Raw genomic sequence first — 14,027 nt, 5'->3', positions numbered from 1 at the left:
GCTAAGAAACGCCGAGAAATAGTGAATACAGTAAAACTTGTTATTGTTTTGTGGATGTTTAATTGTCCTGTAATGATTTAGCTTTTACATATTTGCGATATGAAGCCCACACATGAGTTAACCAGAAAAAAATTAACACAAAAATACCGAAATAATAGATCAGGGTATCAGATTCTATATTGTTACTTACTAAAAAATAGGTGAATAAAGAACCCAATGCTACTGCAATTAAGATTAATAGGATGTCTTTTAGAGTTGGAAGTTTTTTATGTTCTTCAGGTGTAAGTTGTTTGATACCAAAAGACTCTTCAAAGGCTCGATTAATTGATGATGCTTCTAAAAAATAAAACATGAAGGCAAATACAGAATTTTGAATGACAACTGCAATGATAATTGAATTTAATTGTTTAGAATCATGGTTTGAAATTAACCAGAACAGCAAAGGAATAAAAACGATTGTACTTACGATGAAATGAGCAAATAGTTTTTTCTTTAGATTATTAATGTGACACCCCCGTACTTTAAGGCACTTTTTTTTGTTATTGCATCGTAAATATAAAACGCCTGTCTCAGCGGTAAAATGGGAGTGCTTGCGATAATTTACACTTAAGTAGTTTGTTATATCGTTTCTTAAGATTGGGATGCAGGAAATGGCTTGGCAAACGTAAATGCATATTCTGATGGGCCATTATCTTCCAGATGTTGAAGTCTAATTTTGCCTTCCTCAACAGAAGGAATATGATTGGCTGGAACCCACCAAAGAGCCTGATGTGCTTGAAGCATTTTACTAAACCATGCATCTCTATCACGCACTAATTCTATATGGATTGATTTATAAACGAAGTTTTTAAGTGAATCAATATCTGCCCATACACTCATATTTACAATAAGCGTAGGATCATCAAAAGCTTGAATTGAAGTTGCATCACCTTCTTCTGTTTGAAGTCGCCATATAAAGCCAGGTTGAGAATCAGCTAACTCGTTAATTTCATCAAGTCGATCAACAAATCCCTTCATTGTTTCAGAGTCCATCGTATCTCTAGCTTTAGCTATATTAATTTGTGCAAGCTGATAGTTTGACATTTATGCTTCCTAAACTTTTATTCGTGATTGTTGCTTTGTGTATTGAATAACGACATGTTTAATTTAATAACATGCAACTATAAGATTAATTTAACCGAAACTGCAAACGTAAATGAGAAGACTTACTTATATTTGCTATTTAAGTGTTTTGTTATATGTTGGTGAATGGTAATAACACACGGAGTAGCAAAAATACTGATGCAAGAAACTTCGGCCTTATCTTAATTTCTTGCTGTTTTGTCACTACTAACCTCTAAACAATAAACGAAATAATAAAAAAGTGCCTAAAAGGTAGGGGGTGTCAAAATTAACTACTTAAGCGCCCCAATATGGTTTTTCCCATGCAGCAATTAGTAAATAATGAATTAACCAAATGACAGGCTGACAAAATGCCAATTTAAAGTTAGTTGTATTAGAAACAGTTTCTTAGTTTCAAGTTTGAGAATTTTATTCGATTACATAATGCTGAATAATAACTTATTGATAAGTATGCAAATATTGGTCGTAATCAATTCATATATTTCATATATTTATTAATAGGTTCCATTCCACAAGTTAATATTAATTCATTTGAAATATTTATCATTTCTTTAGTGTATGTTTCTGAGGCTAATAACTCGTTAACATTAAGTCTTTTTCCTTTTACGACAGCTGCTTCCATATCATAGAAAAAATTTAACAATTGACGCTGTTCTTTATCTTTTATTTCCTTCTTTTTGACACAAGCTAAAAGCATATCGTGATATGAAGTGCCAAAATCTTCAATGAGTTTATGGTTGATCTTTTCAAACTCTTGAGCCCCTTTTTTATCAGCAGTAACCGTTTTTATAATAATATTGTGCAGGAGATCTGTGACTTCATCGGCATTTATGATTGGCGCTTTTCCAGAACATCCAATGAGGAATATTAGGTAACTCACTAAAATTAGTTTTTTCATTTTTATCTCCGCATTGAATGATGTTCTAATCATCAGTCAGATTATTCTTATTTTTGTTATTGATTTTTTATATTCGTATTTTTACATAATGTATCTGTATGAAAACTGAATTATTAATGACTTAAATACGAGAGATAGTTACATCAGTGCGATGTGCCGTTTGAACTTGCGAGAAGTAGCTAATAACTATTTGCTGTTTTGTCTTAGAATTATTGTGAAATCGAATACGCAAAATACATGCCTCATAAGGCGTATTAATCAAATTAGCAATTAGCGTGAAACCGGGAATTGTACAACTGACGTTAGCTTAGTTACTTTAAATTTCGGTAAAAATGACACCCCCCACCTTTGGGGCACTTTTTACGAAAAAGCGCCTCGTAAAGCATAAATGCCAAACTCGTTTTTAGAAAATAAAACGCGTTGTTGTTCTAAAGCTAGTGGGGCTTTAATCTCCAATCGCCCTAACTATTCTTGGATAATAGAAACCCAGCGTCAATGCTCTGATCAACATAAACAAACTCAGCCCTAAGAACAAACCATGATTACCCCATTGCGGGACTAGCCATTGTAATAGGGCGAGGTAGATCAGCATTGATACCAGCATCGCGTTACGCATTTCTTTGGTGTAGCTGGCGCCGATGAATATGCCGTCGAGTTGAAAACTCCAGATGGATACGATGGGGGCGATTATCATCCACGGTAGATAGGTTTTTGCGGTGACTAGTACGTCATCGATATTGGTAAATAGCCCTAGAATTGCTTCGCCAAAAAACAGATAGATTGCACTAATTAATACCGAAAAACCAAATGCCCAGAGGCTGGTCATTTTAACCGAACGTACAAATGCGTTTCGTTTGCGGGCACCGTAGGCACTGCCGGTTAACGCTTCTGCGGCGTGGGCGAAACCATCCAGCGCGTAAGCCATTATGCTTTGTAAATGCAGTAATATGGCATTCGCGGCTAATACTACTTCGCCCATGCCGGTGCTGAGCGCGGTAAAGTAGCTGAGTGAGAAAACCAGGCATAGTGTGCGAACAAAAATATCGCTGTTGGCGCTGAGTAATCGAGTGAGTGCCTGGCGTTCGAGTATGATTTTCCAACTGAAACGTGCGAGCGCTTTTTTGATTGGCTCGCGCAACATGAAAAAGCCACAGGCAGCGGCGAGGTATTCTGCAATCAGTGTTGCAAATGCAACGCCTTCGACACCCATTTTGAAGCCGATGACGAATATCAGATCTAGCAGGATATTACTTATATTGAGCACCAGTAAAATGATCAGCACCCGCTTGGTGTTGTGCATGCCAATAAAGACACCAGTGAAGACATACGTAGATAAGGTGGCTGGCGCACTCCAGATACGAATATGGGCGTAATTGGCAGTGAGGGCTTCGACGGCTGGTGTGCCATTAAGCAGATATAGCGCAAATTGAATAATGGGATAGCTAACCAGAATACTGACGACACCCAGCCCCAGCGCGAGCAAAATTACGCGCGAAAGCGTATCTAACAGTAATTGCTCATTATTCGCTCCATAAGCCTGAGCGATAAAGCCCGTAGTGCCCATTTTTAAGAAACCGAATCCCCAGAACAAAAAGCTGAAAATCAATGCGCCAAGTGCCACCGCGCCAATAGCTTCTGGTCCCGGTAGGTGACCGACAACCGCTGTATCTACTGCACCTACCAATGGAATCGACAGGTTGGAAATGATAATAGGACCTGCGAGCGCCCAGACTTGTTTATGGCTGGGAGATGATTTTGTTTGCTGGATCATTAAGGCTAAGTCGACAGGTTAAGTGAAAGGGCGGTAAAGCACTATTGTGTTTTATTTGCTGTTAAATAGATAGGAGGAAGAAGATGGTGAGCACTGTTTAAAAGGGCTAGCTCTGTATAAATGATATTTACGTTTTTAAGCAAAAAAACGTAAATATCATTCCGCATAGCATAAGTTCCTTTTGTCATTTCAAACTACGAAATGAAAAGTCACTTAAAAGTAGGGGGGTGACTTAGAGTTTCTTGTATTAATTCAGCGGGGTTATATTGTCTACTTTTTAACCTTGCGCTTAAACAAACGCTCTGCATTTTTATAGGCAAACATCTCTGCGTGTTCACGGCTAAACTGTGCAAGCCAGCGTCTATTCTGGATCATTATGCCGTCATAGTCTGCCCACTGATCATTGATCCAGGTATCCGACCCCACCATAAAACGATCTGGAAAAGTCTCCAGTACTTTGCGCCACTCAGGGTCTATTGAATTATCGTCTGCGAGTATGTCGCTTTCTCTGAAAGAAGTATCTGCCCAAAGGTTTTTGTATTTGCTCATCATTTTAGCGACTAGGTCTGCCGGTTCGTTCATGCCTGCATGTGCCCAGATGATTTTTAATTTAGGCTCGATGGAAAACAAAAAAGCGACAGGTTTTGCATCTGAATGTACGTGAATATAAAGATCGCGCTTTATCGCCATTGCAGCGACTTTTTCCAGTAACGGGCGATCCGCCGGATCTGCATTGTGCAGATGAAATTCGCCAATACCTTCGTGTGGGTATTCATCTAAACGCTTTTCCAGATAGGCTTCCATTCCCGGTGCTTTGGTCCAATTGGATGAACCTGCATTGCCATGATAAGGACGAAGCTCTGGCACGATTCTATCGGGTGCGTATTTCCACAGCATGATTGTCCCTTCATCTGGTGTAGAAGAAACCAGCCCCATCGCCACACCTGATTTATCCATCATTTCAATAATCGTTTTGGGTGGATAAGGCCCCCAGGCGGGTTCTTTGTAATGAATGTGAGCATCAAAAATTGGCAGCGATTGTGCGCCTTCACCAATATGAGAGTCATCTGCTACAACCTTTGAAGCGATCAGAGTTATTGAAAAGCTAAAGATTAAAGCCAGTTTTAGATGGTTCATCATAGAGTCTCTCTTTTAAAACAGCGTTTTAGAAAACTTGTTAGACAAGCAAGGATGACAGGGTGTTGATAGTGTTTACATGTGTGAAGCTAGGATAATACTAAGTGCCTTAAACTTACAACAGTTGAGGTTTTGATTAAAGAATAAAAACCGGCTAAAAGGTGGGGGGTGACTTTGAAATCATCATCTATGCTCTACTGGAATAAACCAAAAAAATAAGTGATACTTCCGCGCGTTCAGTATGTTTTGTCACAGATGTTAAGGAATAGTATGGAAAAGTTAGTCGAATCAATTTTTTATGCCAGCCGTTGGTTGTTAGCACCGATTTACATGGGGCTTTCATTGGCGTTGATTTTATTAGGCATTAAGTTTTTTCAGGAATTGATTCATATTTTCCCAATCATTCTGGGTGCGACTGAATCAGATTTGGTATTAGTGGTTTTGTCGTTGATTGACTTAGCGCTGGTAGGTGGTTTGCTAGTGATGGTGATGTTTAGTGGTTATGAAAATTTCATCTCGCGCATCGATTTAGATGAGAAAACGGATAAGCTCGCCTGGTTAGGAAAGCTTGATTCGGGAAGCTTAAAGCAAAAAGTCGCGGCATCTATCGTGGCTATTTCATCAATTCACTTACTCAAAGTGTTTATGAACCTTGTCGATACAGATAATGAAAAGATCATGTGGTATGTGATTATGCATTTAACCTTTGTTCTATCCGCGATTGGGATGGCGATTATCGACAAAATGAATTCAAAACGTAGTTAGAACTAATTAAAACGGAAATTTAGTTTTAAAAAAGTGCCCAGCCGAGGTTTTGCCGAGAATGAGTCGAGACAACGTTGGAATGTAATGACGACGGTCCTAAGGGTGAGATTTTTTTAAGGATAAGAAAAAACCTCATAAAAGTAGGGGGGTGACCTTTGCATAATAGTGTTTGTTTAAAGAATGATATTTCAGCTTAAATGACAAAGTCACTATCAATCCAGTGGGCGTATCATCATACCTTGTGGAATCGCAATCCGGGTTATAAGCCTGTGCAACTAGCATTATACTTTTCCGTTGCCTAGGTTATTATCTAGGCTTTCGCGGAGATGAGTTGCTGCCACGACTTCTACGCCCTTTAGATTTTCCTCGGCCTTTACCTTTACGCGGTGACACAGGGTCTGGCTCGAAATTACCATATTCCTCATCAGCATCATCGGCGGATGGGTGTGCTAGTGCCGCCACACTTGGCTCAAATCCTGGGATAACTTCACGGTCAAACTTACGACCTATGATGCGTTCAATAGAATGTAATTGCTTATATTCATCCTCACTGAATAGTGAAATCGCGACACCGGAAGAGCCAGCACGGCCAGTACGACCAATTCGATGTACATAGTCTTCAGGCACAAAGGGAAGGTCAACGTTAACGACGCAAGGGAGTTGGTTAACATCAATGCCGCGAGAGGCAATATCGGTGGCTACTAATACAACAATGCTTTCGTTTTTAAAACCTTCTAAGGCACGTGTGCGTGCGTGTTGGGTTCTGTTCGCGTGAATAGAATCGGCATTAATATCTGCATTTTGCAGCTCGACGACCAAACTATCTGCCTCTCTCTTGGTGCGAACAAAGACCAATACTTGCGGCCATTTATTCTGTTTAATCAGGTGAATCAACACCTCAGTCTTACGCTCTTTATCTACAGGATGTATTTTCTGTTTAATCGTATCGACTGTGCTGTTATCGATATCAACTTCAATTAGCAGTGGATCATTTAACAAGCCTTGAGCAAACGACTTGATGCCTTTAGAAAATGTCGCTGAAAACATCAACGTTTGACGTTTCATAGGCAGTAACGTTTGGATGTGGCGGATATCGTCGATAAACCCCAAATCCAACATACGGTCAGCCTCATCCAGGACCAGAATTTCAAGCTGATCAAAGTTAATCGCCTGTTGATTATATAGATCAATCAAACGACCAGGTGTAGCAACAAGTATATCCAAACCACCTGCTAGCTCGGCTATCTGCGGCTCAATCCTCATGCCACCAAACACAGCCGCAGAGCGAATATTCAAGTCATGGCCGTAAGTTTGAACGCTGTTTGCAACCTGAGCCGCAAGCTCACGGGTGGGCGCAATGATTAATGCTCGTACAATTTTAGCTTCAGGGCTATTTTCAGGACTTAGACCGCCAGATAATAGCTGCACCATAGGTAGCGTAAAGCCAGCCGTCTTACCCGTACCAGTATGCGCCACTGCCATAACATCACGCTGACTAAGCACTGCTGGAATAGCTTCAATTTGTATCGATGATGGCGTTGTATAACCTTGCTCTGCAACGGTTTTCAACAGCTCATCAGACAAGCCTAAAGAGCCAAATGACATAAATGCACATTCCTTGGATTGATAAAAGTATTGATTAGTATTTGATTAAGTTTTGACTATGATGCCTGTTAGTGGTCGAGAAGTAGAGGCAATTTATTGTACCTCTGCTTTGTCTCTCGTTCGTCTCTCATTCGTCTCTCATTCGTCTCTAGCTATGACTCTTAATTCATTTGTTTACAAAGAAAAAGTGTCTCCGCAAAGCATAAATTTCAATATCATTTTTATAGAACAAAAGCGAGATGTCATTCAAAAGGTGAGGAGTGGTGGTCCTTAATCTGACTTACCGCGTGAATTTAAAAATTCGTTTTTCATGAGCCTGTTAACCATAAGTTCTTTCAGTCAGTGAAAGATTGCTGGTAGCTTTGATCAACTGTTCAATCAATCCTGATTCTGCGCGAGAAAGGTGAGTCCGTGGATTGGTAACGAGGTCTACATCTACGATAAGTCTAGAATCATAAGGAGGCAAACGCCAAAGCAATCCGTCGCGGATATCTCTGCTAACTACATGCACAGGAAGCGGCCCGATTCCTAATCCGTTGATAATCATTCGTTTTACCTCTTCAAGATTTGCGGACGTACCGACTACGGGACCTCGCATATCTTCAGTTATCCGCATCAGGGCGACTGAACGTAATGCGTCAGATAGCTGATCAGACTGAAAGGAGACCAAAGGCTCGTTGCTCAATTGTGAGATGTCAACGCCTTCGATGCCAAATAGATGATGTTCAGGCCCGCAGAAAAAGCCGAAATGTTCCCGATAGAGATGAGTGTAATTTAAGCGTGAATTGGATTCCATCGAGAGTGATAATCCGAAGCTTGCGTCTTTTTGTAACACGGAGCGCTGGACATTGCGGCTCGTGAGAACTTGTATATTGAAAGTCACTTTTGGGTGACTGGCGTGAAAGTCTGCGAGTGCTTTGTCGACAATTGGGCTGGTTATGTGGCTGGCCATGCTGATACGTACATGTCCACTGAGTTCTTCCTGAACGTCGCGCATTAATACGGTGAGACGTGAGATGGTGCCAAAGATTTCCACTGATTCTTCGAATAATAGGCGTCCAGGTTTGGTTAATTCAAAACGGCCAGGGCGACGCTGAATGAGCTTTCTTTCTAACCGTTCTTCAAGGCGCTTGAGTGCATTAGATATACTCGGTTGTGTCTGTGAAAGCCTGTTCGCAGCGGAGGTTATACTTCCTTCCTGCACTATGACCATATAGGTGCGTAGCAGGTTCCAGTCGAGTTTCCAAACAGGTTCTTTCATAGTTTTACGCTATATTGAATATATTTATTAGTAATTTGTAAAATACCTTTATATAAACAAAACTGCAATATCTGCTTATGTGTTGGTGTTGAATCAGGTAATATTTATGAAGGTCATTTATTCAGTATCTCAAGCTAGGCATGACCCATCGTTTTATTTATCTAGCGGAGAGCAGTCCAAAAATCCAGAAGTTCCGCAACGTGCTGATGCACTGTTGGCTGCGGCTATATCCGCAGGATGTGAACAAGTAGAATCAAAAAACTCAGGACTTACGTTGATCTCAGAAGTCCATTCTCCTGAGTACCTTCTGTTTCTTAAGAATATTTACAAACGTTGGCAAAATCTCGATAACGCTTCTGAAGAAGTGATACCAAATATCCACCCGAATCGTCACGATGGTAATTATCCTGCTTCAGCAGTGGGTCAAGCTGGTTATCACATGGCAGATACTGCCTGCCCGATATCTGCTGAGACTTTTGGAGCTGTAGTCAGTAGCGCGCATAGCGCAGGCACTGCAGCACAGCTCGTGTTGGATGGTGAACCCGCTGCATACGCGCTTTGTCGTCCACCAGGGCATCATGCATTCAGGGATATGGCAGGTGGATTTTGTTTTCTAAATAATTCAGCAGTTGCGGCACAACACTTACGCAGTTTTTACAATCGTGTCGCGATCATCGATGTTGATTTGCATCATGGTAATGGGACACAGGATATTTTCTACGAGCGGGACGATGTATTTACTGTCTCCATCCATGCGGACCCCATTAATTTTTATCCATTTTTCTGGGGGTATGCGAATGAGCGAGGTCGAGACCAAGGTTTTGGTTATAATCTGAATGTGCCGTTACCGAGGCAATCTGACGATGATGCCTTTATCGCTGGGTTAGATCATCTACTTGAAACGGTAGAGATGTTTTCGCCAGATGCCATTGTAGTAGCACTTGGTCTGGATGCCTCTATCGATGATCCTTTTGGTGGACTTAATGTAACGACTAAAGGATTTAAACGAATTGGAGAGAGGCTCGCGCAACTCGGGAAACCCACTGTGCTGGTGCAAGAAGGTGGTTACCTTAGTGAAAGTCTTGGTAAGAATCTCGACTCTTTTTTGCAGGGATTCGAAAAGAATCATCGCTTGCCAATATGAATATATATAAGTGAATTACACTTTGATGCAACGAATTGAAATAAATCACAATGCATGATTTTGACATAATCATAATCGGTTCCGGGATTTGCGGTGCCGGACTTGCGGCTCATTTGCAGGATAGTAAACGTATTTTAATGCTGGAAATGGAGCCGCAACCTGGATTCCATAGTACAGGTCGTTCGGCGGCGCTTTACATCCGCAGTTACGGAAACGTCACCATTCGTGCATTAAACGAACTGAGCCTTCCTTTTTTCAACGATCCTCAGGTTGATAGCAAAGAAGACGAATCAGTGTTAAGCCAACGCGGCTTTCTCAGTATTTGCTTACACGGACAGGATGAGATGTTTGAATCGTTTTTACAGGATAATCCGATTTTAAAGGAAATCAATGTTCAGCAAGCGCTCGAACTTGTACCACTACTACGACCAGAGACTTTTAACCGCGCCGTCTACGAACCCGAAGCCTATGATATCGATGTGGCAGGGATGCATCAACGCTGGCTAAAACAAGCTGCTAAAAACGGGTGTGTTTTGGAATGTCAAAGCGAGGTGCTGTCTCTAGAAAAAACAACTGATGGCTGGGTTGTTGATACGGGTTCTAAAACGTACCTTACAAAAACAGTCGTTAACTCTGCTGGTGCGTGGGCCGACGCAGTAGCAAAACTAGCATCGATAACGCCTGTGGGTCTGACGCCTAAACGTCGAAGTATTATTGTTACGTCGCTACCAGACAATTGCGACTCTGAAAACTGGCCATTGTTCTGCGATGCCGGTGATAACTGGTATGCAAAACCTGAGAGTGGCAAGCTGCTTATTTCACCAGCGGATGCTGACCCTGTGCCAGCTTGTGATATTTACCCTGATGATATGGTGATAGCCGAAGGCATACACCGCTTCGAGTCGGCGGTTGATCTCGATGTAACACGGATTGAAAATAAATGGGCGGGATTACGCACTTTCGCTCCAGATAATACACCGGTAGTTGGTTTTGACCCAAGAAGTGAGGGTTTTTTCTGGTTAGCAGGACAAGGTGGTTATGGGATTCAAACTGCACCAGCACTAAGTCAGATTGCTGCTGATTTGTTAGAAGGAAAATCATCCCATCCAGAATTGGAAACGGCTCTTTCACCAGCACGTTTTGTCGATAATTAATTGAATTGAAATAGGAGGGGAAAAACAGCGCATTGACTTACGATGATACAAAAAACTAACTTTTACTTTGGAGAAATAACTATGAAATTTTTGACTAAAACTCGAGTTGCATTAACAGCTGCAGCACTATTGATTATGCTGCCGTTCTCTGTCAGCCAAGCGCGAGACTTTGCTGAGATCAAAGAAAGTGGAGTGCTTAAGGTGTCCAATTCAGGCGCATATCCACCATTTAGCTTTGTTGATAAAGAAGGCAATGTAAAGGGTTTTGATGTGGATGTTGCTAACGCCATTGCCAAAAAAATGGGCTTGAAAGCAGAAGTGACCACTACTCCGTGGAATGGCATTATCGCCGCTTTGGTCGCGGGAAAGTATGATACTTGTATCTGCTCTATGAGTGATACTGAAGAGCGTAGAAAAGCCGTTGATTTTACAAGTGACTACTATTGGGCGGGATCTGCTTTGTACACCAAAGAAGATTCTTCTGTAAAAACAGTAGCTGATATGAATGGCAAAACTATGGGTACAACCTTGGGTGAGACCGCAAACACCTGGGCAGTGAACATGGTAAAAGAAGGAAAGGGGTCATGGTCTAACCAGACTTTCCAGGGTTTGCCAGATTTATTGTTGGCTTTGGATACTGGTCGTGTGGAAGCCATTGCTGTTGATGATGTGCCTGTAGCTATTGCGATGAAAGAAAAAGGTTATAAGTTCCGCCGTATTGCAGCAGACGGTCTGAAAAAATACCCTGCAGCAATTACTGTTCAGCGTAATCAGACGGAATTAAAAGCAGCCATTCAAAAAGCTTTAGATGAAATTAAAGCTGATGGTACTTACGCCACTCTTATGGATAAGTGGATAGGTTTTGACATCTCAAAGTAAGTTTTTACAACAAGTAATATAAACATATACAGATTAAGGCCAACGGTTGAGAGAAGAGCTCTTGGCCGCTGGTCTTGTTTTTGGGATGTAATAGTAAAAGGCAGGGAGGGGTTATGGATTTTGCTTTAATGTGGGAGATTACACCTCTGCTACTAAAAGCAGCGTGGATCACCGTCACTATCTCGGTGCTGGGATTTATTTTGGGTCTATTAGTGGCGACTATTTTAGTCATGATGCGCGCCTCGGCTTTTCGTTTAATCAGGTGGCCTGCCAGAATTTACGTCAGTGTGATTCGGGGAACACCATTTTTCGTACAACTACTCATTTTCTATTACGGTGGTTCGGCGTTTGGTATAAATCTGGATGCATACACCGCAGGTGTTCTGGCCCTGGGTTTAAACATCGGTGCCTATATGTCCGAAGCTATTCGTGGCTCCCTCCTGGCAGTCGATAACGGGCAAAATGAAGCCTCGCGCTCTCTGGGTTTCTCTAGAACGCAAACCATGATTTCGATTATTTTGCCGCAAGCTGCAGGACTTATGATTCGTTCTTTGGGCGTGCTTGCTGTGATTCTAATAAAAGGCTCATCGTTGGTCTCAATCATTTCCGTGGTGGAACTAACATATCAATCTCAACGTATTATCAGTTCAACCTATAAACCGTTTGAAGTTTTTGCCGTCTCAGCAGGTTTATATCTCATACTAATATATGGGGTAATCAGTTTTGTTGATTGGCTGTATAACCGTTACACCCGATATCTGTCACATTAACTGGAGGAACCTATTATGAATTTTGATTTTACTCCAGTTTTTGAAAACTACGAAACCCTGCTTACAGGTGCTGGATATACTATTTTAATTGCGGTGCTCTCAGGCATCCTCTCTCTCGTAGGAGGGCTAGCGGTAGCACTAACTACACTTTATGGTAACAAGGCTTTCAGCTATCCGTTGCGTTTCTTTATATGGTTGTTCATGGGTACGCCACTACTGCTGCAATTGTATTTGTTATTCTTTGGGTTGGGGCAGATAGGTATTTTGATACCCGCAATGCTTACAGGCATCCTAGGGCTAGGTATTCACTACATGGCTTACAACGCTGATATTTTTCGTGCAACTATAGAATCCATTGAGAAAGGGCAAAATGAAGCTGCGAGATCTTTAGGGTTTGGCCGTATGCAAACCTTATGGTTTTTTATTGTGCCACAAGCGGTTAATCGTGCATTGCCACAATTGGGCAATAATATGATCATTATGCTGAAAGATACATCGGTACTTTCGGTTATTGGTGTTGCCGAACTGGTACTTAATGCCCAGTTCGAAATTGCTAACACTTTCCGGCCTTTTGAGTTTTATATCTCGGTGGCGGTAATCTATTACATTCTTAACCTGATCATGGAGACTAGCTTGAACCGGTTTGAGAAGAAACTTGAGGGCAGAAGATAATGGACAGCAATTCAAAAGATGATCATGCAAACACGGGATTAATGTTAGACATTATTAATGTTAAAAAGGCTTTTGGAGAACTCAAAGTTCTTAAAGGCATTGATTTGCAGGTGCAACGCGGACAAATAGTGTCAATTATCGGTTCATCTGGTTCAGGTAAAAGCACCTTATTACGCTCAATTAATCATCTTGAAACCATTGATGATGGAGAAATCTGGCTCGACGGAGTACGCGTAAATCAACCGGGTATGAAAGGCTTGGCATTTGAAAACCATATAAATTCAGTACGCCAAAATATGGGTATGGTGTTTCAGCAATTTAACTTGTTCCCTCATTTGTCCACTATGGATAATGTACGTTTAGCGCCTATGAAACTAAAAGGCATTGGGAAAAGTGAAGCCACAGAATTTTGCATGGAGCTTCTAGAAAAAGTTGGTTTAGAAGCCAAAGCAGATACTTACCCTTCACATCTGTCGGGTGGACAAAAACAACGTGTAGCAATTGCTCGTGCCTTAGCAATGCAGCCAAAGGTGATGCTTTTCGATGAAGCAACATCTGCACTTGATCCTGAATTAGTGGAAGAAGTAAATTTGGTGATGAAGCAATTGGCGAGTGAACATATGACGATGTTAATTGTTACCCACGAAATGAATTTCGCCAGTGAGGTTTCTGACCATGTATTATTTATGGATCAAGGGGTCGTATGCGAGCAAGGTCCACCGGAACAGTTGTTCTCCAACCCTAAGGAAGAACGCACCAGGGAATTTCTAAAGAAACATTTACAACAACAATAAAAGGCAGCGAGGGATATCAAAGACTTATCAAGTTTGCGAAAACATCAGCCAACAA

Annotated in this window: 14 protein-coding genes; 7 read left to right on the top strand and 7 right to left on the bottom strand. The window is 41.4% G+C overall.

All coding sequences use genetic code 11. The features are described 5' to 3' along the window. Positions 1-58: 58 nt before the first annotated feature. The 5 genes from Q1A31_RS14270 to Q1A31_RS14250 form a co-directional block, all read right to left on the bottom strand. Positions 59-352, bottom strand: a complete 294-nt coding sequence (locus Q1A31_RS14270; protein ID WP_299877989.1) for a hypothetical protein — start codon at positions 350-352, stop codon at positions 59-61. Between the two features lie 278 nt (positions 353-630). After that, complete coding sequence (locus Q1A31_RS14265) at positions 631-1,083, bottom strand: DUF3291 domain-containing protein (protein ID WP_299877986.1); 453 nt, start codon at positions 1,081-1,083, stop codon at positions 631-633. A gap of 508 nt (positions 1,084-1,591) precedes the next feature. Then, entirely contained in the window at positions 1,592-2,020 is a 429-nt protein-coding gene (locus Q1A31_RS14260) for a hypothetical protein (protein ID WP_299877983.1), read from the bottom strand. A 445-nt stretch (positions 2,021-2,465) separates the two neighbouring features. Then, positions 2,466-3,791 carry an MATE family efflux transporter gene (locus tag Q1A31_RS14255; RefSeq protein ID WP_299877980.1) on the bottom strand — a complete coding sequence of 442 codons (1,326 nt, stop codon included), beginning with the start codon at positions 3,789-3,791 and terminating at the stop codon, positions 2,466-2,468. A gap of 270 nt (positions 3,792-4,061) precedes the next feature. Further along, complete coding sequence (locus Q1A31_RS14250) at positions 4,062-4,931, bottom strand: amidohydrolase family protein (protein WP_299877977.1); 870 nt, start codon at positions 4,929-4,931, stop codon at positions 4,062-4,064. Between the two features lie 267 nt (positions 4,932-5,198). Between Q1A31_RS14250 and Q1A31_RS14245 the strand changes: the two genes are divergently transcribed. Further along, positions 5,199-5,693, top strand: coding sequence for a TIGR00645 family protein (locus Q1A31_RS14245; protein ID WP_299877974.1), 495 nt, complete (start codon positions 5,199-5,201; stop codon positions 5,691-5,693). Positions 5,694-5,999: 306 nt separating this feature from the next. On the opposite strand, the gene Q1A31_RS14240 is transcribed toward Q1A31_RS14245, so the two are convergent. Together Q1A31_RS14240 and Q1A31_RS14235 are read right to left on the bottom strand one after the other, a co-directional pair. Then, positions 6,000-7,298 carry a DEAD/DEAH box helicase gene (locus Q1A31_RS14240; RefSeq protein ID WP_299877972.1) on the bottom strand — a complete coding sequence of 433 codons (1,299 nt, stop codon included), beginning with the start codon at positions 7,296-7,298 and terminating at the stop codon, positions 6,000-6,002. 319 nt (positions 7,299-7,617) lie between these two features. Then, a complete protein-coding gene (locus Q1A31_RS14235) occupies positions 7,618-8,559 on the bottom strand; it encodes a LysR family transcriptional regulator (RefSeq protein ID WP_299877969.1) in 942 nt (313 codons plus the stop codon). A 106-nt stretch (positions 8,560-8,665) separates the two neighbouring features. On the opposite strand from Q1A31_RS14235, the gene Q1A31_RS14230 reads away from it, so the two are divergent. The 6 genes from Q1A31_RS14230 (at position 8,666) to Q1A31_RS14205 (ending at position 13,972) form a co-directional block, all read left to right on the top strand. Further along, positions 8,666-9,703: a histone deacetylase family protein gene (locus Q1A31_RS14230; RefSeq protein WP_299877966.1), complete on the top strand. Its 1,038-nt coding sequence runs from the start codon at positions 8,666-8,668 to the stop codon at positions 9,701-9,703. Between the two features lie 50 nt (positions 9,704-9,753). Then, complete coding sequence (locus Q1A31_RS14225) at positions 9,754-10,857, top strand: FAD-binding oxidoreductase (protein WP_299877963.1); 1,104 nt, start codon at positions 9,754-9,756, stop codon at positions 10,855-10,857. An 81-nt stretch (positions 10,858-10,938) separates the two neighbouring features. Beyond that, positions 10,939-11,736 (top strand): transporter substrate-binding domain-containing protein, encoded by a 798-nt coding sequence (locus Q1A31_RS14220; protein WP_299877960.1) that lies wholly within the window; start codon positions 10,939-10,941, stop codon positions 11,734-11,736. A 113-nt stretch (positions 11,737-11,849) separates the two neighbouring features. Next, positions 11,850-12,506, top strand: a complete 657-nt coding sequence (locus Q1A31_RS14215) for an amino acid ABC transporter permease (protein ID WP_299877957.1) — start codon at positions 11,850-11,852, stop codon at positions 12,504-12,506. A 15-nt stretch (positions 12,507-12,521) separates the two neighbouring features. Beyond that, positions 12,522-13,178: an amino acid ABC transporter permease gene (locus Q1A31_RS14210; protein ID WP_299877954.1), complete on the top strand. Its 657-nt coding sequence runs from the start codon at positions 12,522-12,524 to the stop codon at positions 13,176-13,178. 41 nt (positions 13,179-13,219) lie between these two features. Then, positions 13,220-13,972: an amino acid ABC transporter ATP-binding protein gene (locus Q1A31_RS14205; protein WP_299878049.1), complete on the top strand. Its 753-nt coding sequence runs from the start codon at positions 13,220-13,222 to the stop codon at positions 13,970-13,972. Positions 13,973-14,027: the final 55 nt, after the last annotated feature.

The organism is uncultured Cocleimonas sp., assembly GCF_947495625.1.
Classification (GTDB): Bacteria; Pseudomonadota; Gammaproteobacteria; order Thiotrichales; family Thiotrichaceae; genus Cocleimonas.
Note: the sequence above shows the minus strand (reverse complement) of the source record. Positions and strands in the feature narration are given on the sequence as shown.

What these genes read in the sequence shown, in the direction of transcription:
- Q1A31_RS14270 (WP_299877989.1), bottom strand. Translation starts at nt 352, where the DNA reads ATGTTTTATTTTTTAGAAGCATCATCAATTAATCGAGCCTTTGAAGAG.
- Q1A31_RS14265 (WP_299877986.1), bottom strand. Translation starts at nt 1,083, where the DNA reads ATGTCAAACTATCAGCTTGCACAAATTAATATAGCTAAAGCTAGAGAT.
- Q1A31_RS14260 (WP_299877983.1), bottom strand. Translation starts at nt 2,020, where the DNA reads ATGAAAAAACTAATTTTAGTGAGTTACCTAATATTCCTCATTGGATGT.
- Q1A31_RS14255 (WP_299877980.1), bottom strand. Translation starts at nt 3,791, where the DNA reads ATGATCCAGCAAACAAAATCATCTCCCAGCCATAAACAAGTCTGGGCG.
- Q1A31_RS14250 (WP_299877977.1), bottom strand. Translation starts at nt 4,931, where the DNA reads ATGATGAACCATCTAAAACTGGCTTTAATCTTTAGCTTTTCAATAACT.
- Q1A31_RS14245 (WP_299877974.1), top strand. Translation starts at nt 5,199, where the DNA reads ATGGAAAAGTTAGTCGAATCAATTTTTTATGCCAGCCGTTGGTTGTTA.
- Q1A31_RS14240 (WP_299877972.1), bottom strand. Translation starts at nt 7,298, where the DNA reads ATGTCATTTGGCTCTTTAGGCTTGTCTGATGAGCTGTTGAAAACCGTT.
- Q1A31_RS14235 (WP_299877969.1), bottom strand. Translation starts at nt 8,559, where the DNA reads ATGAAAGAACCTGTTTGGAAACTCGACTGGAACCTGCTACGCACCTAT.
- Q1A31_RS14230 (WP_299877966.1), top strand. Translation starts at nt 8,666, where the DNA reads ATGAAGGTCATTTATTCAGTATCTCAAGCTAGGCATGACCCATCGTTT.
- Q1A31_RS14225 (WP_299877963.1), top strand. Translation starts at nt 9,754, where the DNA reads ATGCATGATTTTGACATAATCATAATCGGTTCCGGGATTTGCGGTGCC.
- Q1A31_RS14220 (WP_299877960.1), top strand. Translation starts at nt 10,939, where the DNA reads ATGAAATTTTTGACTAAAACTCGAGTTGCATTAACAGCTGCAGCACTA.
- Q1A31_RS14215 (WP_299877957.1), top strand. Translation starts at nt 11,850, where the DNA reads ATGGATTTTGCTTTAATGTGGGAGATTACACCTCTGCTACTAAAAGCA.
- Q1A31_RS14210 (WP_299877954.1), top strand. Translation starts at nt 12,522, where the DNA reads ATGAATTTTGATTTTACTCCAGTTTTTGAAAACTACGAAACCCTGCTT.
- Q1A31_RS14205 (WP_299878049.1), top strand. Translation starts at nt 13,220, where the DNA reads ATGTTAGACATTATTAATGTTAAAAAGGCTTTTGGAGAACTCAAAGTT.